Origin of the sequence: Aeromonas sp. L_1B5_3, assembly GCF_963866575.1 — a bacterium.
Taxonomy (GTDB): domain Bacteria; phylum Pseudomonadota; class Gammaproteobacteria; order Enterobacterales; family Aeromonadaceae; genus Aeromonas; species Aeromonas jandaei.
Window position 1 is genome coordinate 1 of sequence record NZ_CAWMDN010000112.1, and the last position, 24,312, is coordinate 24,312.

Consider the following 24,312-nt stretch of genomic DNA (forward strand, 5'->3'; position numbering starts at 1 on the left):
GGATCAGTTATTTAGAGTTTGATGCAGTGGTAACGGATACTGTTCGAGAATGTCGATAACAGTTGGATCGCGTTCGAAATAGAAAAATGGTGCCCTCTCGCCACGACTCAGCAGATGATGCTCACGTCTCGTTTTGTGACTATACACAATCTGCCCCTGACCATAGGTATGGGACTGCCGCACCGTGACCCAGGGGCGATACCCCGAAGCTTTGATGTCTCGGTTATACCGTGCTGTTTTTGCGATCTCCGCATCGGTGACGATGGGCTGCTGAACCGTTTTTTGCTGCATGACTACTCCTACCTGACCTGCATACAACCTAGTAACTGGGCAGGGGGTCGTCAACCGCAATAGTGCACGTAAGGCGTTGTTTTTACTTATTTATTTTTATAAATAATAACTATCGACGCTATCATGGCAAAAATGCCACACTCAACAAAATTTCATTTTTTATATTAAAAAACATATAGTTATAAAAAATCACATAAGCATACATAATCACGAATATTTATTTTTATAAATAATAAGTAAATGTTTTTTATTCCTTTTTTGACATAAGAGGGTGGCGGATATAGAACATTATTCTGAAGCGATTGATGATTCCGCTCAGAAAAAATGTCCGTTTTTGGCTACAAAAGGCTCCATGCGAAGAGTAATCAATGCATCCATACCAAAAAATTCAGCCCGGCAAGGGTGGTCTGCCGGGCTGTGGGTGACTGACGAGCGGATAACTCACGTCAACAAGCGATTAGCCATCCCATCCAGCCGCGCTTTGGTCTTTTCCCAACCGGGCATCACCTGACCCATCAGCCGGTAAAAGTGCTCGCTGTGATTGTGCTCGGCAATATGGCAGAGCTCGTGCAGGATCACGTAATCGATACACTCGCGGGGCGCTTTGACCAGATGCGGGTTAAGCGTGATCCGGCCATTGGGGGAACAACTGCCCCACTGGGTCTGCATGGTCAGGATGCGCAGGGGCGGACGCTCGGTAACCCAGATGGCCTGATCGAGCATGGCATTGAGTCGTCTGGCAAACACCTCCCTGGCACGAGCCTTGTACCAGTCAGCGAGCAGTGCCTGGACTTTCTCGGCTCTCTTTGCGCTATCAGTGACTAGGCTCCTGACCGATACCTCCAGCTTGCCACGCAACATCTTGACCCCCTGCACCGAATCAGGGGCTTTGATCACCTTGAGCAGGTACTGTTTGCCGAGGTAATAGTGGCTCTCACCGCTGATGTACTGGCGTGGGGTGACGTGCTCCAACTGCTGGCGAAAGTCGCGTAACTGTTCGTAGATCCAGCGTCCGCGCTGCTTTACCGCTGCGAGAACCGCATCATCAGCCGTCTCACGCGGGGCCGAGACCACGACGCGGCAATCGGGATGCACCTTGATAAGCACCTTGCCGCTAGCCTGTCTCCGTTGCACCCGCTCGAAGGCGATCCGCTCATCGCCGTAGCGAAAGCTAAAGGATGGAGCTGGAGCCTGGGGCTGAGCATCGCCCTTGACCCGAATAGGCACATTCATCTGATCAGACTCCGCTCAAGCCGACTCGGGTGATCTGCACCACCATCTCGACAATCTTCTTGGCCTGCTCCATACCACTGCCGATTGCTTTGCACTCCTGGAACATACGCGGCAGCAACTGCTTGCGAATACCCGCCTCGATGTTCTGCGGGTTGATGGAGTGCTCGGCCACCGATGCATCCACGACCGTATCGATCTCAAAGGCCAGCTTTATCCACTTCTCCTGTACCTGGCTGTCGGTAATGGCGAACACCTCCGGCAGTACCTTTTTGAACACCCCAAAGTAGGCCTGCGCGTGACGATGACCGGCAAAGGCGTCAGGAATGTCACTCAGACGCCGCTCCTGCACCTGCTCTTCGAACTCCCGAAACAGCATGTACTGCTTGAGCGGGTGCTCGAACAGCTTCTCAGCTTCCTCGATGGCCTGGCGCAGTAACTTGGAGAAGGCTTCCTGAGCGTAGGGGTCGTCGCGTAGCTCCTGCTCGATCATGCGGGTGACGCGAGTCTTGATGATGTCGGTCTCGTTACGGGTCTTGTTCTCGTTCCACTCTTCTGGCTGTTTTTGGCCCATCTTGCCGACTTCATAGAAGCCACCCGGCTCTTTGACCTCTACACCGACCACATGCTTATCCAACAGCTTCTTCACCTGCTCGGCATATTCGTCGTAGTCAATCTTCTCACCTGCATCCTGTTGCACCAGTTGGCGCAGGCTGGAGAGCTGTTTCACCGTCTCTTTGTAGTGGCGACGATCCGCCTCGCTAAAGGCGCTGTCCTCGAAAAAAGAGACCGACTGCAACGCCACTTTCAGGCAACTGGCAAACGCCGTGAGAGCCTCGTAGAAGTCTTCTCGCACCTTGAGGTTCACATCCACCAGTTCGCCGTCCAGTTCCTCCATCTTGGGCACCAGCACTTGACGCAGTTGCTCGATATCCTGCTTGTTCTTCACCCCGGCGAAAATGTTCCACAGGGTCTGGTAGAGCTGAGGCAGCCGCTTATATTCGGTGCCCATCTGGTTGTAGAGGCCTTTGAGGTCGTCAACGTCATAGCCGCCCTGGGTGCGGGAAGCGAGATCCTGATACTTGCCGATAGTGGTATCCAGCTCGGATAAGATGCCGCGATAGTCGATAAGCAGACCGAACTGCTTCTTCGGGTGCAGCCGGTTGACCCGCGCAATCGCCTGGATCAGGTTGTGCTCTTTGAGTGGCTTGTCGATATAGAGCACTGTGTTCTTTGGCTCATCGAAGCCAGTCAACAGCTTGTCTACCACGATCAGCAACTTGAGGGGATCATTCTCATCAGCAAAGCGTTCGATAAGCGCTTTGGAATATACCTGCTCATCCTGAGTGCCGACATTCTCCTTCCACCACTGAGTGACCAGCGGTGTGGTCGATTCATCGACCTCGGTGTTGCCTTCCCGGCTGTCGGGCGGACTCATCACCACCGCCGACTCGAACAGCCCCGCCTCGTCGAGGTACTTTTTATAGAGCACCGCCGAGGCTTTGCTATCGCAGGCCAGCTGGCCCTTGAGCCCCTCGACAATGTGGTTTGAAAAGTGACTGGCGATATCGAACGCAATCAGCTTGATGCGATCTTCCGCGCTGTAGATCTCGCCCTTGCGGGCAAATTTGCGTTTCAGATCGGTCTGCTGCTGCTCGTTTAACCCCTGGGTTATGCGCTCAAACCAGCTGTCGATAGCCCGCTCGTTGACCTCCAGATCGGGAATGCGCTCCTCGTAGAGCAACGGCGTCACCGTCTTGTCCTCGACCGCCCGCTGCATGGTGTAGGCATGGACGATGGGGCCAAACTTATTGGTGGTCTTGTCATCCTTGAGAAGCGGCGTGCCGGTAAAAGCCACAAACGCGGCGTTGGGCAATGCCAGCTTCATGCGGACATGGTTCTCGCCCCCCTGGCTGCGGTGGCCCTCATCGATCAGCACGATGAGATCCGGGCTCTTGTTGATGCACTCCGGCAACTTGGTCGCTGAGTTGAACTTCTGAATAAGCGAGAAGATGATCCGCTCGCTGCCCTTACCGATCTGCTCGGCCAGCCGCTTGCCCGAGGTAGCCATGGCCGCTTCTTTATCTTTCTTGCCCGCAAGTTCGCCGCTGGAGGCGAAGGTCTTGCTGAGCTGGCTCTCCAGATCCACCCGGTCGGTCACCACCAGCAGGCGGCACTGTTTCAAACTGTCATGCAGGATCAGCGCCTTGCTAAGGAACACCATGGTGAACGACTTGCCCGAGCCGGTGGTGTGCCAGATCACCCCACCTTCTCTCCCGCCATCTGGGCGTTTCTGGTTGATACGCTCGATCAACCGCTTGATGCCAAACACCTGCTGGTAGCGGGCGACTATCTTGCCCGCCTTCTTGTCAAACAGGGTGAACAGCCGGGTCATCTCCAGCAGCCGCTCCGGGGAAAGCAGGCTGATGAGCAGCCGATCCTGATCGCTGACGGCCAGTTCGCCCGCCGCAACCAGAGACTGATACCAGTTCAGGTCGGCGGCGGGCCGGTGGCTAAACAGGGCAGAGCGTTGTTCGGATGAGAGCGGCTGATTCTTGATGGCCGTCATCTCGCCATCACCGATGTCCTCCTCACGCCAGGCGGCCCAGAACTTCTCCGGCGTACCGCAGGTGCCATATCGCCCTTCGATGCCATTAATGGAGAGCAGTAACTGGCTGTAGGCAAACAGCAGCGGGATCTCGTCCGGGCGCTGGTTGCGCAGGCTCTGGGAGATCCCCTCGTTGATGGTCGGCCCTTTTTTGGCGTTGCCATCCGGGCGCTTGGCCTCGATCACCACTAAGGGCAAGCCATTGACGAAACAGACGATATCCGGGCGACGCGACTCGATGCCCCCTGCGCGGGTGACCCGAAACTCTTCGGTAAAGGTAAAGCGGTTATTGTGCGGATTGTGCCAGTCAATCAGGGGGATGGTGGGGCTCACCTTCTTGCCATCAACAAACTCGGTGACGGACATGCCATAGAGCAGGTGGTTATAGAGCCGCTCGTTGGCCGCCTGCAACCCTTCATTCAGGGCCGGACTACACAGCTCGCTCACCAGATTGTCCACTGACTTAGGGGAAAGCGGATAGGTTTTGCCCGCAAACACAAAGGTGCGCTCGGCCAGTACGCTGCGTAGCTGTTGACGCAGCACTACCTGATCGGCCTTGCCATCCCGCGCCGCCAGCGCCTGTTCGGGGGAGAGGAAAGTCCAGCCCAACTGGGTCAGCAGGGTCAAAGCCGGGATCTTGGCGCTGTACTCTTCCTGAAATTTCGGTGCTAGTTGCATCATCGTCGATCCTTTTTCCATGCAGATGAAAAATTTGCACTTCTGGATTGAGGTTTCGATTTTGGTGACTTAATTTTCACTGTCATTGGAAAAGGGAAATCGACCCCAAGCAAAAGAGCTTCACCTTGCCCAAGAACAGGTAAAAATGATGCAGAACGTTGATCAATCGACCCTACAGCTCTTTTAACAATCTCTTGGTCTTTTTCATTGGTCAAACGATGGACAATCAATGTACCGATTTGACTCAGCACATCTTCAGGGATATCACGTGGTCGCTGGGTGGCAATAACAACATTCAAGCCATACTTACGCCCTTCTTTGGCTATATCACCAAAAGCGTTAAGATCAATCCTCGATGTTTCATCACCAATCTTTTTATTTAAAAACTGATGGGATTCATCAATAAAGACAAGCAGTGGATTTTCATGACTAATTTCAGCTTTGCGAGCTAATGACAGCAGCTTTCTGCCAATTGCGTTGACAAGAATTTCTCTGGCATTAGCTTCGAAGGGGATGTCCGATAAATCTAATCGAAGGGTTTTTGCCTCAGAGGATTTACAAAAATTTTCGAGCAACATTGGGATTGATTTGAACGAGTCATTACAATCAATCATCCAGTTGAGGTTAGGGTTTGCTGACATGGCTTTAATTCTAGAAATTAAATTTAGGCAATAGCCAACATCATTTTCAGCTATATCCCCCCATTTTGATTCATCTTTATAGTTAGGCTTAAGGCACTCCTGAACAATCTGATCTGCTAATTTGCCAAATGACCATTTAGCATCTGAAAGCTCTGTAGCAGCTTTTACAATTGCGGTCTCAAAAACTGATTTACTGGTGTTTTTCTTTATAAGTAATCCATTTTCAATTCTTAGCCCATCAAAGTTCATCTCTTTACTTAGCGAGACTATTTTTAGACTCCTAACGGCCTCATCCAATTTCGGGGCCTGACTTTGAGCCGATGGACGTAACAGAACACGCAAATCAGTATCCGTAAACATCCAATGCGGGTAGGTTACTTTTTGTCCAATTTTTGCGTTCGCGCTTTCGCCTACGCAATAGCTTTCACAGGGTAAATTTGCATATTCTCCAGTGGCATCAATGAGTAAGATCTTCCCACCATGGGTATGCACGTTCTCCATGAGATTAGCCATGGTGTAGCTTTTTCCACCACCGGTAGATCCTAGAATGGCGCAATGTCTGGAAAATAGTTTTTCTGGGGTGATGCCAATATTGGCAGAGGAATCATGCGGCATTTCTGCAATGGGCAGCTGTAAGTCGTTGTCGCGAGTGTTTAGCACACCTTCCGCCAACATTGATACTAGCTTTGGGTGAGCCGCATAAACTTGGGCGCCCAAGCGAGGGTATTGCTTGACCCCGCGATGATTAAAGCCTGTTTCAACATCAACACTCACCAGCAGTTGCACAATCCCAATCGGATTGTTGTTGGGATGGCTATCATCCAGACCCTCAACACTTAGCCGCTCGCCATTCTCTAACCAAACTTTAACGACCCGAGCGAGGATAGAAAGCTGTCCACAGTCGATGAAAACAAATTCATTAACTTCACCAATCGGAATACGAGTACCTAGAATCCAAGTCTGTTCACCAGAACCAGCCTTGGTTAGATTAATTTTGGCCTCGGTTGCAGACACATCGACTAGGCTACCGATTCGGCGATTACTATCATGCGGAGAAAACCAACTTTCGCTCATACCGCGCCCCCACGCTGAACCACTAGTTCAAAGGCTTTGAGCAAGCTTTCCTCAGGGGTTGGTTTATGTCGATTTGGCAAAAGGCTAGCAAACACATCAAAAGTGCAATCAGCAATAGCAACTCTTGAATCGCCAGCCTTAATGACGTTCATGAATTGAGATCGTATCGCTGAATTAAATGAACCACTTACGCTGAATGGATCTTTGGTTGCAGCCATAACCATCAATTCAGGGTTGGTGCGTAGCGCCATCGTGATTGCGTTGTTGATATGCTTATCATTGAAGCCGAACCCAATGCAGAGCAGTGCCGTTTTTGGCTTTTGCAGCGCATCTAAAAACGCAGCCATCATATCCAGATAGGGTGAGTCATAGGAGCTTTGATATTTGGAGCTACTAGGATAAATGAACACCGGCTCACCTTCGGTGGTGTTCAAGGCGCTGCGTTTTTGAACCCCTTGGCTAGTCCTGACCCAATCCACAGAACCATGAATCTTGTACAGATGCACGATATTTGGCAGGTAAGCACCGCCTTTCTCCGAAGCTTGGCTTCTGTTCACTATGTCATAGTGAAACCATGCGGGATTAAAGCGAGATGGATTTGAAAAATCAAAGCCATCAATAACAATCATCCCTGTGTTCGAAGCCGCCGTTTCAAACGCTAGATCATAGTTGGTCGTAAATAGCTTTAGCCGTTTCTGCTTTGGTGATCTGCGCCCTAATACACCGACAAAGGTATTGTGAGCACTCCACCCATCAGCTGCAACACGATCCACAAAGTTGGTTTGCTCCAAAATAGCATCTTTCGCTGCTTTCAAAAAAGCTTCAACACTTTTCTGATTTGCCGCTGATAAACACTTCAGGGATAGGTAGGAGTCGCACAATGAGAGCAGCAATTCAATATCTTCTTTTTGCTCTCCATTATCCCATTTCTCTGCAACATCAGAGTATTTAACAGCCTTCAAGACTTTACCAAATAGGCTGGTATCCAAGTCGCTACAAATTTTCCATAAATCGCCCATACTCGGCGCGATGTTTGGTTTCCTGCTTAGATTAAACGTTAGCGAAGTGCCTGAGCCCGCCAGTACGATTAAATTCTCAGCATCAACCAACTGATTAATAAACTTATGCAAAGGGACCAATTTGTCATAGTAATCTTCTTGCCCCAGTTCAATCACAAGCGGAGCCCCTTGCTCATCAACCTGTTTGGAATCTGCGGAGAAAAAAGACAGGGTGCGCGGTTTTGTCATATTTCAAATCTCCTTAGGGTTGCACACGCCGCTTGCCGGTTAATAGCTGCTGCATCAGGGCTTTTTTCTCTTGTTTCAAGGCGTCGAGCTGAGATTGCAGGGTTTGGATTTCTTGATCGGCAGCAGATAAGACCGATGCGATTCTTTCCTGCTCTTCCTTGCTTGGAACCGGAATAACCAAGTTTGAAAAAATTGAAATCCAATGACGTTGATGCCCACCCACAGCAAAGTTCAACATCTGCATAGCTTCAAAAACATACTTGATTGATACGCCTTTTTTTGCGACTAAGATTTTCATTGCACTTGATTTTGCCTTGAAGGGAAAATCGACAAATTTACTGTCGGTAGTGAAATCATCAAAGATGATCACTGGCAGTTTTTCCTGATAAATGCCGGACGTTTCATCTGTGTAACCCAAAATGAATGTCTTGCCCGCTGTTAATACAGGCGTTTTGTATTCGTCACGGTATTCAGTAGATTCAACCAAATAGGGTGTCGGCTGCTTATAGTCAAGCAACTCGCCCAGCTCTGTGCGATGCCATTCGCCCTGAAATTTAACTCCATTGCTATCCAGCAGGCGTTTTTTGCCGGTGAGCAGTTGCTGCATCAGCGCCTTTTTCTGCTGCTGACTATTGGCCAGCAGTTGCTCGGTAGTGCTGATTGCCCTATCCCAAGTGGAGAGGATTTGGGCGATTTTCTTTTGTTCAGGAAGAGGCGGAGTATCTACCTTAGTATTCTTTATAGATTTGATCGACAAATTTCGGATCGTTGTGCCTGTAAGCTCTGATTCGTAAAAGGCCTGTGTCTTTGAACTAGATAGGACATAGTAAACGAAGTCCAAGTCAACGCTATTCTTCACGTTTATGTAAGCAGCGCTTTTTCCGAGAACAACGTTTTCACCTCTGTAATATGCCAAATTCCCAATAGTTCCGTTTATCGACATTAAAATAGTACGTTCACCTAAATCTTTTCGGTGATTTTCTGCGTCATTTTCGTCGACGAAATTTGTTGAGTCTTGGATTACTATTGAGCCATTCTTGAGATTGTTACCGTTGATAAAATAAACGCCTGAACTTTCAGCGTATAACGGCGTTTTATGGATGCCATCACTAACTTTGCTTGCCAGCTCTGATAAATGTTTTACCTCCCATCCATTAGGCACCATAACCCAGCTCCTCCAGATATTTGGCCATCTCGATTTCCAGCTCGGCAAGTTGGGTTTTCAGTTGTTCGCGCTCAGCACGCACGGCCAGCAGGTCGATCTCCTCTTCCTCCTCGAAGGTATCCACATAGCGTGGGATATTGAGGTTGTAGTCGTTCTCCTTGATCTCTTTAAGCGAGGCGAGATAGGCGTATTTATCGACATTGCCGCCGTTGCGGTAGGTGGCGACGATCTTGGCGATATTGTCCGCACTCAACAGGTTCTGGTTTTTACCCGCCTTGAACTCACGGCTGGCATCGATAAACAGCACATTGTCATCCACCTTCTGCTTTTTAAAGATCAGGATGGCGGCGGGGATGCCGGTGCCATAGAAGAGCTTCTCCGGCAAGCCGATCACCGCATCGAGCAGGTTTTCATCGATCAACTGCTGGCGAATTTTCCCCTCGCTGGAGCCCCGGAATAGCACGCCGTGGGGCACCACCACCCCCATGCGGCCACTCTTGGGCTTAAGGGTTTCAATCATATGGAGGATAAAGGCGTAATCCCCCTTGGTCTTGGGTGGAAGCCCGCGCTTGAAGCGACCGAACTTATCATTTCCAGCTTCCTCATAACCCCATTTATCCAACGAAAAGGGCGGGTTGGCGGTCACGATATCAAAGCGCATCAGATCGCCGTTTTTATCGAGCAGCTTGGGGTTGCGGATGGTGTCGCCCCACTCGATCTTGTGGTTATCTTCCCCGTGCAGGAACATGTTCATCTTGGCCAGCGACCAGGTAGAGCCAATAGCCTCTTGACCGTAGAGGGCGTAGTGCTTCTCGCCATGGTTTGCCACCACCTTGCGGCCGCACTTCATCAACAGCGACCCCGAGCCACAGGCCGGATCGCAGATGGTGTCGCCCGGCATCGGCTCCAGCAGCTCGGCGATAAGATCGGAAACTTCGGGGGGAGTATAGAACTCCCCCGCCTTCTGGCCGCCGCTGGCAGCGAAGTTCTTGATGAGATACTCGTAGGCGTTGCCGATCACATCCAGGGTGCCGACCCGGCTCGGCTTGAGGTTGAGCTCATCCTTGGCAAAATCTTCCATCAGGTGGCGCAGTATGGTGTTTTTCTGCTTCTCTTCGCCGAGGCGGTCGGTGTTGAAGCTGATGTCCTGAAACACGCTCTTGCCCGCGTCTTTGAGTTTGGTGCCATTGGCCTCTTCGATGGCGTGCAGCGCCTGATCGATCCGCTCGCCGTTGCCCGGCTCGTGACGACGCTCGAACAGGCTGTAGAAACTGGCCTGTTTGGGCAGCACGAAACGCTCGTTTTTGAGCATCTCTTCAATGAGCTCCGGCTCATCGCCATATTCGGCCTTGTAGCCATCGTAGTGATCCTGCCAGACATCGGAGATGTATTTCAGGAACAGCATGGTGAGCACGAAATCTTTATAGGTATCGGCACTGATGGTGCCCCGGAAGGTATCGCAGGCAGACCAGAGGGCCTTGTTGATATCATCCTGGTTTATCGAGGTAGTCATAAGTCACAATTCCTTGGGTATTTCTTGGAAAAATGGGCTGCTCAGCGAAACTATTTCGGTTGCTGATCGGATTGCTCGAGCAGGCTGGCAGCGATGGCCTGCATCATCTGCTCGCCGTTGCGTTGCAGTTGTTGCGTCAGACGTCGCTCTTCACGCAGGATGTTGACCATCTTCATGATGGCTACTTGTCTCGCAAGAGATGGGATGCCGATGGGGGTCTCCGCCAACACCTGACGACGAATACTTTTGGCAGCGCTGCCTTCGGCGTGAAGCTCGAAGTAGCGCTGGCAAGGGGACTGATTGAGCTGCCAGGCCAGAAATTCGGGACTGAGCGCCTCGCTATGCAACCGCACCACATAGAAGTGAGGGGCGGCTACGGCGGGCAATGGTGCAAGCCCGGTATCAACCAGCACGGCATAGTTAGTGCTGCCACGGGCCGCCACCAAGATATCGCCGGTTTGCAGCCAGTCAGGCTCCTTCTTGCTGGTAGGCTCAGAACGAAGGCAGGCAGACCAGTCAACCCCCCCTTCTGGCGAGGCATCTCTCATCTGCACCACGGCCATGCTGCCGGAATCGATCTCCGGGATCTTGCCGCGATAGGGGTGCCCAGCACTGATGGTGGCAATTTGGTTCAGCTTCACAAAAAATCTCTTCATCGTTAATGATGCAGTCACAGTGTGTCGCATCTGACACTACTGAGTCAATATCAATGCCCATTATTTTGCATCAATGGAAATGATGCTTTTATGTGTACCATTAACAAGAGGTAGACCCTGACCTGCCTGAAAGATCCAACCGAGATCATTTTTGTAATTTAATTACAGATATTCACCGCACAAAATAAAAAGGCCCTGCTGTTGCAGGGCCTTTGAGTTTCCAACTTGAATGGTCGGTTTCCAACTTCAATGTCACGGTTTCCAACTTAAATGGCCGTGATCAGGACACGCCCTTACTTGGCGTAATCCTCGGTCGGGATACAGGCGCAGAACAGGTTGCGATCGCCGTAGACGTCGTCGATACGGTTGACCGATGGCCACAGTTTGGCAGCACGCACCGCCTCGGACGGGAAGACCGCCTCGGCGCGGCTGTAGCCACGGGACCACTCTGCGTCCATCACGTCATCCTGAGTGTGCGGCGCATGGACCAGCGGGTTGTCGGTGAGGCTCCACTGCCCCTCCTGCACCTTGGCAATCTCGGCGCGAATGGACGTCATCGCCTCGACGAAGCGATCCAGCTCGCGCTTGGATTCCGACTCGGTCGGCTCGACCATCAAGGTGCCCGCTACCGGGAAGCTCATGGTCGGTGCGTGGAAGCCGTAGTCCATCAGCCGCTTGGCCACGTCCATCTCGCTGATGCCGGAAGCCTCCTTGAGCGGACGGATATCCAGAATGCACTCGTGAGCTACCCGACCGTTGCGCCCGGAATAGAGCACCGGGAAGGAGTCACCCAGTTTCTTGGCCAGATAGTTGGCATTGAGGATGGCCACCTGAGTGGATCTCTTCAGTCCTTCGTCACCCAGCATGGCGATATACATCCAGCTGATGGGCAGGATGCTGGCTGAGCCAAACGGTGCCGCCGACACGGCGCCGTTGTCACGGCTCTCCTTGTCGGTCTTGACTACGGCGTGACCGGCCACGAACGGTGCCAGATGTTTCTTCACGCCGATGGGGCCCATGCCCGGGCCGCCACCGCCGTGAGGAATGGCGAAGGTCTTGTGCAGGTTGAGGTGAGAGACGTCCGCCCCGATAAAGCCCGGCGCCGTCAACCCGACTTGCGCGTTCATGTTGGCGCCGTCCAGATAGACCTGACCACCGTGCTGGTGAACGATGTCGCACACCTCCTTGATGGTCTCCTCATACACCCCATGGGTAGAGGGGTAGGTCACCATCAGACAGGAGAGTTGATCCCCCGCCTCGGCCGCCTTGGCGCGCAGATCGTCGAGATCCACGTTGCCCGACTTGTCACAGGCAGTGACGATTACCTTGAGCCCCGCCATCTGGGCAGAGGCCGGGTTGGTACCATGGGCAGAAGCCGGAATGAGGCAGATGTCGCGATGCCCCTCGCCGCGGGATTCGTGGTACTTCTTGATGGCCAAGAGACCAGCGTACTCACCCTGCGCCCCGGAGTTGGGCTGCATGCAGACCGCATCGTAACCGGTCACCTTCACCAGCCAGTTTTCGAGGTCGGCCAGCAGCAGCTGGTAGCCCTTGGCCTGCGCCAGCGGGGCAAACGGGTGCAGTTTGCCAAACTCGGGCCAGGTCACCGGGATCATCTCGGCGGTGGCGTTGAGCTTCATGGTGCAGGAGCCTAAGGAGATCATGGCGTAGTTGAGCGCCAGATCTTTCGCTTCGAGACGGTGGATATAACGCAGCATCTCGGTTTCGGAGTGGTACTTGTTGAACACCTCGTGGGTCAGCACGGCATCGGTGCGCAGCAGATCCTGCGGGATGGCATGATGAGCCTGAGCCGCCTTGTCGAGGGCCTCGATATCAAGCTCGTGACCTTGACCGAGGAAGAGCTCGAACAGCTCGGCCACATCAGCGCGGGTGGTGGTTTCAGAGAGTGACACCCCTACTGCGCCATCTAGGTCTGCACGCAGGTTGATGCCGAGCCCCTCGGCCTTGGCGATCAGCGCGGCCTTGTCAGCGCTCTGCACGGTCAGGGTATCGAACCAGCTGGCATGCTTGAGGGCCACACCCTTGGCCTTGAGGCCGAGCGCCAGAATGGTGGTGAGACGGTGCACGCGAGAAGCGATGGTTTTCAGCCCTACCGGGCCGTGGTAGACGGCGTAGAAGCTCGCCATGTTGGCCAGCAGCACCTGAGCGGTACAGATGTTGGAATTCGCTTTCTCGCGGCGGATATGCTGCTCGCGGGTCTGCATCGCCATGCGCAGCGCGGCCTTGCCGCGGGCATCCTTGGAAACGCCGATAATACGGCCCGGCATGGAGCGCTTGTAGGCATCGCGGGTAGCGAAGAAGGCGGCGTGGGGGCCACCGTAGCCCATGGGCACGCCAAAGCGCTGGGCGGAGCCCAGCACCACATCGGCGCCCAGCTCGCCCGGGGATTTGAGTAGCAGCAGAGAGAGCAGATCGGCGCTGACACAGGCCAGCCCTTTCTGGGCCTGTACCGCGGCAATCAGAGCGCGCAGATCTTTCACCTCACCGGTGGTGGTGGGGTACTGGAACAGGGCACCAAACACCTCTTCGCTCACTGCATCGCTCGCGGCGCCGACCGCCACGTCGAAACCGAAGTGAACCGCGCGCTCCTTGACCACGTCGATCACCTGCGGGTGCACATCATCGGCCACGAAGAAGAGGTTGGATTTGGACTTGGCCATCCGCTTGGCCAGCGCCATCGCCTCGGCGGCGGCGGTCGCTTCATCCAGCAGGGAGGCGCTCGCCAGATCCATGCCGGTCAGATCCAGCGTCAGCTGCTGGAAGTTGAGCAGGGCTTCGAGACGGCCCTGTGCCAGCTCGGGCTGGTAGGGGGTGTAGGCGGTATACCAGCCCGGGTTTTCCAGCACGTTGCGCAAAATAACGTGGGGCACATGGGTATCGTGATAACCCATGCCGATATAGCTCTTGGCAATCTTGTTCTGGGCGGCATAGCCTCTCAGCTTGGCCAGCGCCTCCACTTCGGTCATGCCGGCACCGATGCCGAGCGGGCCCGGCAGGCGAATGGCGGCGGGCACGGTCTGGGCAATCAGATCGTCCAGACTCTCGGCCCCGATGGTTGCCAGCAGCTGGCGCAGCTCTTCCTCGCCCGGGCCGATATGGCGGCGGGCAAAATCGTGTTTTTGTTCGAGTTCAAACAGTGACTGGGTCATTTCCCTGATTCCTGATAAATAGGTCCTGCTAATAAATCCTGTATAGACAGTGCTGATAGCCGGCACGTGCCAACTTCACTCATGTTCGCTATGCCGCTGTCAGAACAAAGCGGCACCGGATGCTCGCGGGCATCCCGGGGGTCACCCTGTAAACAGACCTCAAGCCGAGCCTGAGGATCGAATATGGGCCACTTCACCCGTCTGCAGACCCGGGGCCTGCAGCCATACAAATGGGCCCCGCACTCGCAGGGCCCAAGGGCATTACTCTTCGTCCACCACGTTCTGGTAGCCTTCGGCATCCAGCAGGTTGGCCAGTTCGCCTGCATCGTCCAGCTTGATGCGGTAGAGCCAGCCCGCGCCGTAGGGGTCAGAGTTGACCAGCTCGGGGCTCCCTTCCAGCTCTTCGTTGACGGCAATGATCTCGCCGCTCACCGGGCTGTAGATGTCGGAGGCAGCCTTGACCGACTCGGCCACGGCGCAGTCATCACCGGCGCTCACCTGCTTGCCCACTTCCGGCAGCTCGACAAACACCATGTCACCCAGCAGCTCCTGGGCGTGCTCGGTGATGCCGACCACGGCCTCACCGTTGCCTTCGACACGGATCCACTCGTGGGAAGTGGCATATTTCAGTTCGCTCGGGATATGGCTCATCTCTGTTTCCTTTGATCTTTGAGTCGGGTTGAAACGCTCATTGCTAAATCGGGCAGGCGGACGCCTGCCCGCCTGCAAATGTAAGAGGGTTATGCCAGCTTCTGGCCGTTGCGCACGAAAGCAGGCTTGGTGACCTTCACGGTGACCAGCTTTTTGCGGATCTCCACCTCGGCCTGCTCGCCGATATCGCGGGGCACCCGCGCCAGCGCGATGCTGTAGCCGAGGGTGGGCGAGAAGGAACCGGAGGTGATCACACCTTCCCGCTTCTCACCGTTTGCCGCGGTGAAGGTGACCGGCATGCCGGCACGCAGCACCCCTTTCTCCTCCATCACCAGCCCCACCAGCTTGGGCTGGTTGCCCGCCGCTTTCTGCGCTTCCAGCGCAGCGCGGCCGATAAAGTTGCGATCGCTCGGCTCCCAGGCGATGGTCCAGGCCATGTTGGCGGCGAGGGGAGAGATTGACTCGTCCATATCCTGACCATAGAGGTTCATGCCCGCTTCGAGGCGCAGGGTATCGCGGGCACCGAGACCACAGGGGGCAACGCCGTTATCCAGAAGTGCCTGCCACAGCTCGCAGGCTTTCTCTTGCGGCACCACGATTTCATAACCATCCTCACCGGTGTAACCGGTGGTGGCGATAAAGAGATCGCCAGCCTGCACGCCGAAGAAGGGTTTCATCCCCACCACGGCGGTGCGCTGGGCGGCGCTCAGCACGGTCGCTACCTTGAGCTTGGCGTTGGGCCCCTGCACCGCGATCATTGCAAGCTCGGGACGCTCGGTCACGGTGACATCAAAGTCGATGGCGTGATGGCGGATCCAGGCCAGGTCCTTCTCGCGGGTGGCAGAGTTGACTACCAGTCGGTAGAAGGTATCGGTCAGGTAATAAGTGATGAGGTCATCGATCACCCCGCCTTCCGGGTTGAGCATGCCGCTGTAGAGGGCCTTGCCGGAGACGGTGAGTTTGGCCACGTCGTTGGCCAGCAGGTGTCGCAGAAAGGCTTTGACCCGTTCGCCGGTCAAATCGACGATGGTCATGTGGGAGACATCGAACATGCCGGCATCGCTGCGCACCGCGTGGTGCTCTTCCAGCTGGGAGCCGTAGTTGATGGGCATCTCCCAACCGTGGAAGTCCACCATCTTGGCGCCGGCTTCCAGGTGTTTGGGATGCAGTACTGTAGTCTGGATCATCGCATTCTTTCCTTAGCAAAAAGCCTTTTCGCTTCAGCGACAGCCCTTGCGATCCGCATCTTCACCCCGGCAGCGCTGCGCCGCAGCGGGAACACTATCGGATCACAGGGTGTGGCTCGCTCCTGCCCTTGCCAGGCAAGAGGGATTCCTTGAACGGAGCGGATTATATGACAAGCCGTCGAGCGTGCCGCTCAAAAAAAACTAATCCCCTCCCCGTAAACTGACTCAAGACACTAAGATAAATGGCGCGATAAAAACAGCCTCAAGCGGCCATAGCCGAGATTAAATTTTGATTTTTACCGTTTCGTCACAATTTGCAGAAAAACGTTTCGCCACACACCAAAATTAAAGGCTGATGCCCAAAATGGGGCATCAGCCTTGTCGGATTACTTTTGTTGCCAAAAACGGCCAGTAATATTAGTTTTTTTCACCCTTGGCCTGCATGGCACTGCCCTTGGTTGCCGCAACAGCCCAGTCAGGACGGGCCAATGCGGGCAGTTCACCCTCCAGCCCCATGGCCGCACGGATCACCCCCTCCTTGAACGGCGTCAGCAGGTTGGCCGCGCGCAATCCCACGCCCCGCACCAGCTTCTTGAGCGGGTTGGCACCGCTGAACAGCCGCTTGAGCCCCTCCATCGCCGCCAGCATGCGAGCCGCTTCGCTCTTGCGCCAGCGCTCGTAGCTGCGCAGGCTGGCAAGCAGACCGATATCTTCGCCCGTGGCATGGTTTTGCAAGATCTGCTCCGCCAGCGCGGCCGCATCCAGCAGGCCGAGGTTGACCCCCTGCCCCGCCAGCGGGTGGATGGTGTGGGCGGCATCACCCACCAGCACCAGCCGCTCGCGGGCAAAATCGCGGGCATAGCGGGCGGTGAGCGGAATCGCGCTGCGCGGCCCTTCCACCTTGCACAGACCGAGGCGGGCATCGAAGGCGGTGGTGAGCTGGCGGTTGAACTGTTCGTCATCACAGGCGCAGAGCGCCTCGGCGCGGGCCGCAGGCAGCGACCAGACGATGGAGCAGAGGTTCTCCTGCCACAGCGGCAAAAAGGCGAGCGGGCCATCCGGGGTGAAGATCTGGCGGGCCACCGCCTCATGGGGTTCGGCACAGCGTACCGTTGCTACCAGCGCGTGGTGGCCGTAATCCCAGCTGGTGAGCGGAATATCGGCCTGACGGCGCACCCAGGAGTGGGCACCATCGGCAGCCACCACCAACTTGGCCGAGATGGCCTGACCATCTTCAAGGAGCAGCAGGGCGCCCGCCGGGCCACTCTGCAGACTCTTGGCTCTGGCGGGGGTCAGCAACTGGATATTGCTGGCCCCCTCAATCGCCTCAAGCAGCGCCAGCTGGATCACCCGGTTCTCGACGATATGACCAAGAGATAGCTGGCGCAGGCTGGCCGCATCAAAGTCGATATGGCCGAAGCTGTCCTGCTCCCACACCGCCATCTTGTCGTAGGCCTGCATGCGGCGCGCTTCAATACCGTCCCAGGCGCCAACATGGCGCAGGATCTGCTGGCTGGCGAGGCTCAGGGCGCTGACCCGATTGTCGGCCACCTCCCCCAGCTGCGGGGCGGGCAATTGCCCCTCGACCACCACCACCTTGAGGGCGCTCTCCTTGAGGGCGGCAGCGAGCCCGAGGCCCACCATGCCACCACCGACAATCACCACATCGACACTTTGCATCTGCATCATCTCATCCTTTCATGGCTGGCCATCGGCCAGCAGAGGGGGGCAGCCTGGCCTCCCCTCGTGCAACTGTTGAACTCTTTGCTGGGCTCTTTGTTGAACTCTGGCGATTTATTGCCGCCGATTATTGCTACAGAGATCGGCGACGAACCCCAGAGTACGCGCAGCGAGCGGCGCCTTGAGACACGGCAGGCGCCCCATCAGGGAGAGCGCCAGATTGCGCCCGGCCACCAGCGGATCGTGGCTGTTGGAGAAGAGCTGAGCCAGCGAGGAGGTGAGCCAGACGGTCTGCTCCTGATCGCGCTGACGCAGCAGCCAGTAACCGCTCAGCACCTTGAAGCTGCCGATATCCTCGCCCTCTGCCAGCGCCTTGGCCACCGCCCCGGTAAGCAGGTCGAGATCCCGCATCCCGAGGTTGAAACCCTGCCCGGCAATGGGGTGCAGGGCATGCGCTGCATTGCCCACCAGCACGGTACGTTGGGCCAGCGGGTAGTCACAGGCGGTCAGGATCAGCGGGTAGACGTTGCGCACGCCACATCGCTCGAAGCGACCGAGCCGCCAGCCAAAGGCCTGCTGCAAGCGGCCAAGGAAGGCGGCATCATCGAGCGCCATCAGCTCATCCACCTCGTCCCGTCTGACACTCCACACCAGCGAAGAGAGGCCGTCCTGCATCGGCAGCAGCGCCAGCGGCCCGCTCTCGGTAAAACGTTCGAATGCACGGCCCGCCGGATCCTGCTGGGTTTTAACGGTGGCGATGATGGCGCTCTGCTCATAGTCGTGACGGCTCACCGGCAGCGTTAACTGCTGGCGCACGAAGGAGTTGCCCCCGTCCGCCGCCACCAGCAGTCGGGTATCAATCTGTTCACCGCTCTCGAGGGTGAGAGTCACCCCCTCCTCCCGCGGCGCTACCTCGCGCAATTTGGCCGGACAGATCACCTTGATGTGCGAAATGGCGGCCATCGCTCGCTGCAACTCGCCCCCCGCCGCCGCCAACTCGATCACCTGACCTAGCGCAGGCAACCCATACTCCGCCGCCGAGAGACAAGTCTGACCGCTGTGGCCGCGATCCGAGACATGGATCTGGGTAATGGGGGCGCAGTGTGGCGCAAACTGCGGCCAAAGTCCGCGCCGCTCGAGGGCTTCGCAGGTACCGGCCGAGAGCGCAATGGCGCGCGCATCAAAACCGGGGTGAGCAGGAGTTGCGGATGGTTGCGCCTCGGGGGCACTCGCCTCCAGCAGCAGGATATCGAGGGGCGAGCCGTCCGGCTTGCGCAGGGCCGCCAGCGAGAGGGCCAGCACGGCACCACTCATTCCACCACCGACCAGCGTCACATCGACCTGTCGCACATCAGATTGGGGCATAAGCAGAGAGGGAGAAGTGAAAAACGTGGACTCATGCTACCACAAAGGCGACCTGCGGATGTGCGCTTGAGGGCAAAAAAGCGGTTACGGCTCACAGGGTTAGCCAGAATATGGCCGACAAAAAGAGCGCCTGTTGGCGCTCTTGCAAAAGGAGGCTGACTTGCCTGCAACAATCTATCAGTGCAGGGTCGGCGGCGCGCTCGGGGTATCGGGGCGCTTGCCAAACTCTTCAAAGGCCATCATGACCCCCAGCTTGACGTGTTCGTAGAGCACCAGGAAGGAGGCTTCGTTCTCGTCATCTTCCTGATCGAACTCGGCAGAGACCTGAGTGATGCTGGCGATATCCTGGATCATCTCCTGCAGCTCTTCCGACGCACGCGACAGCTCCTGCTGCACCACGCCGAAACCGGCCAGAAACGCCTGGGACCAGTCCACCAGCGCATCGATCCGCTCATCGAGGGGAGCATCATCGCTTGGCAACAACAACTCCACCCCTTTTTGGGCCATCAGACTCTCGACCACATTGTGATAAAGATCGGTCATCACCTGGCGCACCGGGGCCGGCAGACCGAAACCGTCGTTCACCAAATCGTTGAAATGGGGAACCCAGCTCTTCTCATCCAGTGCCACACCACCACACACCAGACCGCAGATCACACCATGGGCCTCGACTGCACTGGCCATCAGCTCATGCTGCTCCATGATGTCGGCCACAGCCGCATATTTAAGGGGGTTTGTTTTGCTCATAGAGGATCCGCTCAAAGTTCAGGCAAATTTGCAGAATTAATGGTCAGGATCCTAGCATTCTCCCTCTTCCAGAGCCAGCAAGGCCTTGAAACTTATGTATCTGCGCTATATAGTCCCGCCCAGTTGTCCACGTGGATAAAGGCGGAAATCAGCTCCGCCGTATTGAGGAAGGCATGAGCACAGAGGCCGTAGAAATCGTCATTTTGGGACGTCCCTACAAGGTATCCTGTCCCCTGGGACAGCAGGATGCCCTGCGCCAGGCCGCCGACCAGCTGACCGATAAACTGATCGACCTGCGTCAACGCTCCAAAGTCTCCAGCAACGAGCAATTGGCGGTCATGGCGGCGCTTAATTTCTGCCATGAGCTCTGTCTTGAAAAAGAGAAGAACCACCAATACTCTGAGACCATGGACAAGCGGATCAAGATGCTGCAGCGCACTATCGAAGCTGCCCTGATCGAGCACGGTCAATATGGCGATTCCAGCGAAGAGGGGCAGCAGCCCTAATCGCAAACTGTTTTGAAATACCCTGGGGTGTTTGTCAGCCGGTTCAAGTCCCCGAGCCGATATTCATACCAAACAGGGGTTCTGCCTTCTGGCTATTGCGCATGCTCGGCACGACCGAGAAGCCTGCGGTCAGATCCGAACCCCGCCTTGAACCGACGGTTCAAGGGCCCAAACCGGCAACGGCATCTCCGGGGTTCCAACTGCAAAAAGCCCGTCACTCATGTGGCGGGCTTTTTCTTTTCCTGCTTGTCCATGCAACCAGCCCCCCTGCCCCGCACACCAGAAAAATGCCCCGGATGAACAGTTCATCCGGGGCATCACGGCATTCAAAGTGCAGGCGGTGTTAGTGCAGCCAGCCGCGTTATTCCGTTTATTTGACCAGCAACAGGTTCTCCGGCTGGCGGGAGGCAGTCACCAGCACCGGGATGGACTTGGAGGTGGGGGTAAACGAGCCGGCGCCGATACTGTCGATGGGCACCAGCGGATTGGTTTCCGGATAGTAGGCCGCGATGTTGCCACGCGGGATCTCGTAGATCACCACCACAAAACCGGTCACGCTGCGCTCGCGCCCATCGTTGCAGATGGCCGCCATGTCGACCCGATCCCCTTCGGTAAAGCCAAGCTGGCGAGCATCCGCCTCGTTCATGAACACCACGTTGCGCTGGCCCTTGATGCCGCGATAACGGTCATCCATGCCGTAGATGGTGGTGTTGTACTGATCGTGAGAGCGCAGGCTCTGCAGCAGCAGTACCGGCTGATCCGCCATCTGTTCGGCATGGCGGGTACACTCCGGCAACACTGATTGCGGCAAGGTGCTGGCACGAAACTCAGCGCTGCCGCTGGCAGTATTCCAGGTCAGCAGCGCTGCGGAGTTATCGAGATGAAAACCGCACGGCTGCTGGATGCGGGCATTGAAATCGGCAAAGCCGGCGATGGTCTGCTCGATGAGATCGCGAATACGGGCATAGTCATCGCGCAGAGCCAGCCAGTCGACCCGCTCGCTGCCCACGGTGGCATGAGCCATCCGCGCGACTATGTCGGTCTCGGAGAGGCAGAGGGACGATACCGGCTCGGCTGCGCCGGTCGAGGCGTGCACCATGCTGAAGGTGTCCTCCACCGTGATCTTCTGGTTGCCGCTGCGCTGGATATCGAGCTCGGTACGGCCGAGGCAGGGCAGGATCAGCGCAGCCTTGCCCACCTGCAGATGGCTGCGGTTGAGCTTGGTGCTGATCTGCACGTTGAGCTCGGCCTTTTTCATCGCCCCATAGGTGAAGTCGGTATCGGGCGCAGCTGCCGCCAGGTTGCCACCCAGGCAAATAAGCACCTTGCTCTTACCCTCGTCCAGCGCCTTGAGCGCTTCGTACACATTGTGGCCACGGGCCCGCGGCAGGCTCAACTGCAGATGACGCTCGAGCCGGTCGATAAAGGCGGCGGTGGGCTTTTCGTTGATCCCCATGGTACGGTTGCCCTGCACGTTGCTGTGGCCCCGTACCGGACAGAGTCCCGCTCCCGGCTTGCCAATCTGGCCGCGCATCAGGTGCAGGTTGACGATTTCGCGAATGGTATCGACCGAGTGCAGGTGCTGGGTCACCCCCATGGCCCAGCAGCTGATGATGCGCTGGCTGGCGGCAAAGACCCGGGCAGCCTGCACGATGTCGGCGCGAGTCAGGCCGGATTGCAGCTCGATCGCCGCCCAGTCGGTGGCACGCACCTGCGCCTCGTACTCGGCAAAGTGGCGGGTGTGGCGGGCGATGAAATCGCGATCCACCGCCTCCGGCGCCTCTTCCAGGATGTACTTGGCCATGCCGCGGATGGCGGCCATATCGCCACCCAGTTTCGGCGTCAGGTACTGGTGGCTGATGGTGGTGGCCGCCGGGGTCAGCAGCTCGAGCGGGCTCTGCGGGCTGGCGAAACGCTCCAGCGCCACCTCTTTCAAGTTGTTGAAGCTGACGATCTTGCAGCCGCCACGCGCCGCCTGGCGCAGGGCATTCATCATGCGCGGATGGTTGGTACCCGGATTCTGGCCATAGACGAACACCGCATCGGCCTGGTCGAAGTCATCCAGCACAACAGTGCCTTTGCCGATGCCGACCGACTGGATCAGCGCTACCCCGCTCGCCTCGTGGCACATGTTGGAGCAGTCGGGGAAGTTGTTGGTACCAAACAAACGGCCAAACAGCTGATAAAGATAAGAGGCCTCGTTGCTGGCACGCCCCGAGGTGTAGAACTCCACCTCGTCCGGGCTATTCAGCCCCTTGAGGGTGCCGGCAATCAGGGTGAAGGCATCGTCCCAGCTTACCGGCTCGTAGTGATCGGTCGCCGGGTTGTAGCGCATCGGCTCGGTCAGCCGCCCCTGATACTCGAGCCAGTAGTCGCTCTGGCTGGCCAGCTGGCGCACCGAATGGGCGGCGAAAAACTCGGCCCCCACCGTCTTGCCGGTAGACTCCCAGGCCACCGCCTTGGCGCCGTTCTCGCAGAACTGGAAGGTACCGTGGTCGTTGTCACCCCAGGCACACCCCGGGCAGTCGAAGCCATCGGTCTGGTTGACCCGCAGCAGGTTCTTGATGTTCTGACGGGTCTTCTGGCTGCGCAGCACCTGTTTCATGGTGGATTGCAGGGACGAAAAACCGCCGGCTTTGGCGGGCTTTTCAATATGACTCATGGCACTCTCCGATGGGATCCGCCGGGCGACAGCTCGAATAGCTGACCGGGGCATCAAACTTGGGAATATGAACGACGTTGAGGTTGTATTTGAGGGCCAACCTGACCGCCAGCTGGCTGGGCGATGCCAGGCAGATAAGATGACGGGCACCGAAGCGGGCGGCTTTTTGCACCAGCTCGCTACCGCAGCGGCTGGTCACCACCAGGGTGTCGCACGCACTTTGCTGACGCAGCAGCAGGCCGATCAGCTTGTCGAGGGCATTGTGGCGCCCGATATCTTCCCGGCAGTGGAGGATCCGGCCCTCGGCATCCAGCGCCAGCGCCGCATGCAGGGCGCCGTGTTGCTGTCCCTTGAGCTGCCACTGGGCGATCTGCGCACGCAGCCCTGCCAGCAAGGCCCCATCCAGCGGCGGCGTCAGCGGCAACACCGGTAATGCGGGCAGCGCCTGCTCCACCGCCGCTACGCCGCAGATGCCGCAGCCGGTCACCCCGGTCAGCCGGCGCTTGTGCTCGGTCAGAGCGGACAAGGAGCGGTTGGCGATGGTGATGTCCAGCACCACCCCCTGCTCGGCAGGCGCGATCTCAATGTCGTGGACTTCGTGGTTGTGCCGGATGATCCCCTCACCAAACAGAAAGCCGACGGCAAAGTCGTCGAGATCGTCCGGGGTCGCCATCATCACCGCGTGGTTGATGCCATTGATGTTGATGGCGACGGCTACCTCTTCCACCAGATGATCCAGTGACGGCAAGTTGGCGGGGGTTGCGACGGGCGAATGGGCAGGCATGCAGGTTGGCCTAAAAATGCAAACTGCATTCAAGTTTAGAGAGGCGACTGACGCAAGACCAATGAAATAAATCTATATCCTGATAGAGTTGTTCTATCGAAGATGTTTTTTCAATTGATTAATTCTTCAATAGCCGGTTCCACTGCCTCCACTACAACCAGATGAACATCAAGCAACTTCACTACTTTCACGAACTGGCCAAACACCGGCATTTTGCCAAAGCGGCCAAAGCCTGCCACATCACCCAACCGACCCTCTCGGCCAGCATTACTGCCCTGGAAAAGAGTGTCGGCACCGATCTGGTAGTACGCACCAGCCAGTTTGTCGCCCTGACCGAGGCCGGTGAGCTGGTGCGCCAGTATGCCGAGCGGATGTTGCTGGAACAGGAGGCGCTCAAGCAGGAGCTGGCCCTGTTCCAGGGCGAACTCTCCGGTACCTGTCTCTTATACACATCTCC

General features: G+C 56.5%; 17 protein-coding genes and 1 other RNA gene. 2 read left to right on the top strand and 16 right to left on the bottom strand.

Annotated features, from left to right (window positions below; translation table 11 throughout):
- Positions 1 to 3: 3 nt before the first annotated feature.
- The 14 genes from AACR93_RS10085 to AACR93_RS10150 all read right to left on the bottom strand — a co-directional run bounded on the left by AACR93_RS10085 (position 4) and on the right by AACR93_RS10150 (position 19,903).
- Complete coding sequence (locus tag AACR93_RS10085; protein WP_043850670.1) at positions 4 to 291, bottom strand: hypothetical protein; 288 nt, start codon at positions 289 to 291, stop codon at positions 4 to 6.
- Between the two features lie 441 nt (positions 292 to 732).
- A complete protein-coding gene (locus AACR93_RS10090) occupies positions 733 to 1,524 on the bottom strand; it encodes a M48 family metallopeptidase (RefSeq protein WP_043850671.1) in 792 nt (263 codons plus the stop codon).
- A gap of 4 nt (positions 1,525 to 1,528) precedes the next feature.
- Positions 1,529 to 4,810 carry a type I restriction endonuclease subunit R gene (locus AACR93_RS10095; protein ID WP_231556927.1) on the bottom strand — a complete coding sequence of 1,094 codons (3,282 nt, stop codon included), beginning with the start codon at positions 4,808 to 4,810 and terminating at the stop codon, positions 1,529 to 1,531.
- The gene (locus AACR93_RS10100; RefSeq protein ID WP_043850672.1) at positions 4,807 to 6,522 is read right to left on the bottom strand and encodes an ATP-binding protein; all 1,716 of its coding nucleotides are present in this window, start codon (positions 6,520 to 6,522) and stop codon (positions 4,807 to 4,809) included. Before AACR93_RS10100 ends, AACR93_RS10095 begins: the two co-directional genes overlap by 4 nt.
- On the bottom strand, positions 6,519 to 7,769 hold the full coding sequence (locus tag AACR93_RS10105; protein WP_043850673.1) for an SIR2 family protein: 1,251 nt from the start codon (positions 7,767 to 7,769) through the stop codon (positions 6,519 to 6,521). The genes AACR93_RS10100 and AACR93_RS10105 overlap by 4 nt, the downstream gene beginning before the upstream one ends.
- A 13-nt stretch (positions 7,770 to 7,782) precedes the next feature.
- Positions 7,783 to 8,934, bottom strand: coding sequence for a restriction endonuclease subunit S (locus AACR93_RS10110; protein WP_043850674.1), 1,152 nt, complete (start codon positions 8,932 to 8,934; stop codon positions 7,783 to 7,785).
- Positions 8,924 to 10,447 carry a type I restriction-modification system subunit M gene (locus AACR93_RS10115; RefSeq protein ID WP_043850675.1) on the bottom strand — a complete coding sequence of 508 codons (1,524 nt, stop codon included), beginning with the start codon at positions 10,445 to 10,447 and terminating at the stop codon, positions 8,924 to 8,926. Before AACR93_RS10115 ends, AACR93_RS10110 begins: the two co-directional genes overlap by 11 nt.
- A gap of 50 nt (positions 10,448 to 10,497) precedes the next feature.
- The gene (locus tag AACR93_RS10120; protein ID WP_231554860.1) at positions 10,498 to 11,088 is read right to left on the bottom strand and encodes a restriction endonuclease subunit S; all 591 of its coding nucleotides are present in this window, start codon (positions 11,086 to 11,088) and stop codon (positions 10,498 to 10,500) included.
- Between the two features lie 308 nt (positions 11,089 to 11,396).
- Positions 11,397 to 14,273 (bottom strand): aminomethyl-transferring glycine dehydrogenase, encoded by a 2,877-nt coding sequence (gcvP, locus tag AACR93_RS10125; RefSeq protein ID WP_043850676.1) that lies wholly within the window; start codon positions 14,271 to 14,273, stop codon positions 11,397 to 11,399.
- Positions 14,274 to 14,534: 261 nt separating this feature from the next.
- Positions 14,535 to 14,924 (bottom strand): glycine cleavage system protein GcvH, encoded by a 390-nt coding sequence (gcvH, locus tag AACR93_RS10130; RefSeq protein ID WP_033116021.1) that lies wholly within the window; start codon positions 14,922 to 14,924, stop codon positions 14,535 to 14,537.
- An 89-nt stretch (positions 14,925 to 15,013) separates the two neighbouring features.
- Positions 15,014 to 16,111, bottom strand: coding sequence for a glycine cleavage system aminomethyltransferase GcvT (gene gcvT, locus AACR93_RS10135; protein ID WP_043850677.1), 1,098 nt, complete (start codon positions 16,109 to 16,111; stop codon positions 15,014 to 15,016).
- A 417-nt stretch (positions 16,112 to 16,528) separates the two neighbouring features.
- Positions 16,529 to 17,797: an FAD-dependent 2-octaprenylphenol hydroxylase gene (locus AACR93_RS10140; protein ID WP_043850678.1), complete on the bottom strand. Its 1,269-nt coding sequence runs from the start codon at positions 17,795 to 17,797 to the stop codon at positions 16,529 to 16,531.
- Between the two features lie 108 nt (positions 17,798 to 17,905).
- Positions 17,906 to 19,156 (bottom strand): 2-octaprenyl-6-methoxyphenyl hydroxylase, encoded by a 1,251-nt coding sequence (gene ubiH / locus AACR93_RS10145; RefSeq protein ID WP_043850679.1) that lies wholly within the window; start codon positions 19,154 to 19,156, stop codon positions 17,906 to 17,908.
- Positions 19,157 to 19,333: 177 nt separating this feature from the next.
- Positions 19,334 to 19,903 (bottom strand): UPF0149 family protein, encoded by a 570-nt coding sequence (locus AACR93_RS10150; protein ID WP_033116025.1) that lies wholly within the window; start codon positions 19,901 to 19,903, stop codon positions 19,334 to 19,336.
- Between the two features lie 173 nt (positions 19,904 to 20,076).
- Here AACR93_RS10150 and zapA point away from each other — a divergent pair, with 173 nt between their 5' ends.
- Both zapA and ssrS read left to right on the top strand, forming a co-directional pair.
- Positions 20,077 to 20,409: a cell division protein ZapA gene (zapA, locus tag AACR93_RS10155; protein WP_033116026.1), complete on the top strand. Its 333-nt coding sequence runs from the start codon at positions 20,077 to 20,079 to the stop codon at positions 20,407 to 20,409.
- A gap of 16 nt (positions 20,410 to 20,425) precedes the next feature.
- Positions 20,426 to 20,608: non-coding RNA, 6S RNA (gene ssrS, locus AACR93_RS10160), on the top strand.
- A 171-nt stretch (positions 20,609 to 20,779) separates the two neighbouring features.
- Here ssrS and AACR93_RS10165 read toward each other — a convergent pair.
- Positions 20,780 to 23,071 carry an FdhF/YdeP family oxidoreductase gene (locus tag AACR93_RS10165; protein WP_043850680.1) on the bottom strand — a complete coding sequence of 764 codons (2,292 nt, stop codon included), beginning with the start codon at positions 23,069 to 23,071 and terminating at the stop codon, positions 20,780 to 20,782.
- Positions 23,058 to 23,855, bottom strand: a complete 798-nt coding sequence (gene fdhD, locus AACR93_RS10170; RefSeq protein ID WP_043850681.1) for a formate dehydrogenase accessory sulfurtransferase FdhD — start codon at positions 23,853 to 23,855, stop codon at positions 23,058 to 23,060. Before fdhD ends, AACR93_RS10165 begins: the two co-directional genes overlap by 14 nt.
- Positions 23,856 to 24,312 lie beyond the last annotated feature (457 nt).

Excerpts from the sequence above, each read along its gene's own strand:
- fdhD (WP_043850681.1), bottom strand. The coding sequence starts at position 23,855 with ATGCCTGCCCATTCGCCCGTCGCAACCCCCGCCAACTTGCCGTCACTG.
- AACR93_RS10090 (WP_043850671.1), bottom strand. The coding sequence starts at position 1,524 with ATGAATGTGCCTATTCGGGTCAAGGGCGATGCTCAGCCCCAGGCTCCA.
- AACR93_RS10150 (WP_033116025.1), bottom strand. The coding sequence starts at position 19,903 with ATGAGCAAAACAAACCCCCTTAAATATGCGGCTGTGGCCGACATCATG.
- AACR93_RS10105 (WP_043850673.1), bottom strand. The coding sequence starts at position 7,769 with ATGACAAAACCGCGCACCCTGTCTTTTTTCTCCGCAGATTCCAAACAG.
- ubiH (WP_043850679.1), bottom strand. The coding sequence starts at position 19,156 with ATGCCCCAATCTGATGTGCGACAGGTCGATGTGACGCTGGTCGGTGGT.
- AACR93_RS10165 (WP_043850680.1), bottom strand. The coding sequence starts at position 23,071 with ATGAGTCATATTGAAAAGCCCGCCAAAGCCGGCGGTTTTTCGTCCCTG.
- gcvH (WP_033116021.1), bottom strand. The coding sequence starts at position 14,924 with ATGAGCCATATCCCGAGCGAACTGAAATATGCCACTTCCCACGAGTGG.
- AACR93_RS10115 (WP_043850675.1), bottom strand. The coding sequence starts at position 10,447 with ATGACTACCTCGATAAACCAGGATGATATCAACAAGGCCCTCTGGTCT.
- AACR93_RS10110 (WP_043850674.1), bottom strand. The coding sequence starts at position 8,934 with ATGGTGCCTAATGGATGGGAGGTAAAACATTTATCAGAGCTGGCAAGC.
- AACR93_RS10095 (WP_231556927.1), bottom strand. The coding sequence starts at position 4,810 with ATGATGCAACTAGCACCGAAATTTCAGGAAGAGTACAGCGCCAAGATC.
- AACR93_RS10100 (WP_043850672.1), bottom strand. The coding sequence starts at position 6,522 with ATGAGCGAAAGTTGGTTTTCTCCGCATGATAGTAATCGCCGAATCGGT.
- AACR93_RS10140 (WP_043850678.1), bottom strand. The coding sequence starts at position 17,797 with ATGCAGATGCAAAGTGTCGATGTGGTGATTGTCGGTGGTGGCATGGTG.
- gcvT (WP_043850677.1), bottom strand. The coding sequence starts at position 16,111 with ATGATCCAGACTACAGTACTGCATCCCAAACACCTGGAAGCCGGCGCC.
- gcvP (WP_043850676.1), bottom strand. The coding sequence starts at position 14,273 with ATGACCCAGTCACTGTTTGAACTCGAACAAAAACACGATTTTGCCCGC.
- AACR93_RS10085 (WP_043850670.1), bottom strand. The coding sequence starts at position 291 with ATGCAGCAAAAAACGGTTCAGCAGCCCATCGTCACCGATGCGGAGATC.
- zapA (WP_033116026.1), top strand. The coding sequence starts at position 20,077 with ATGAGCACAGAGGCCGTAGAAATCGTCATTTTGGGACGTCCCTACAAG.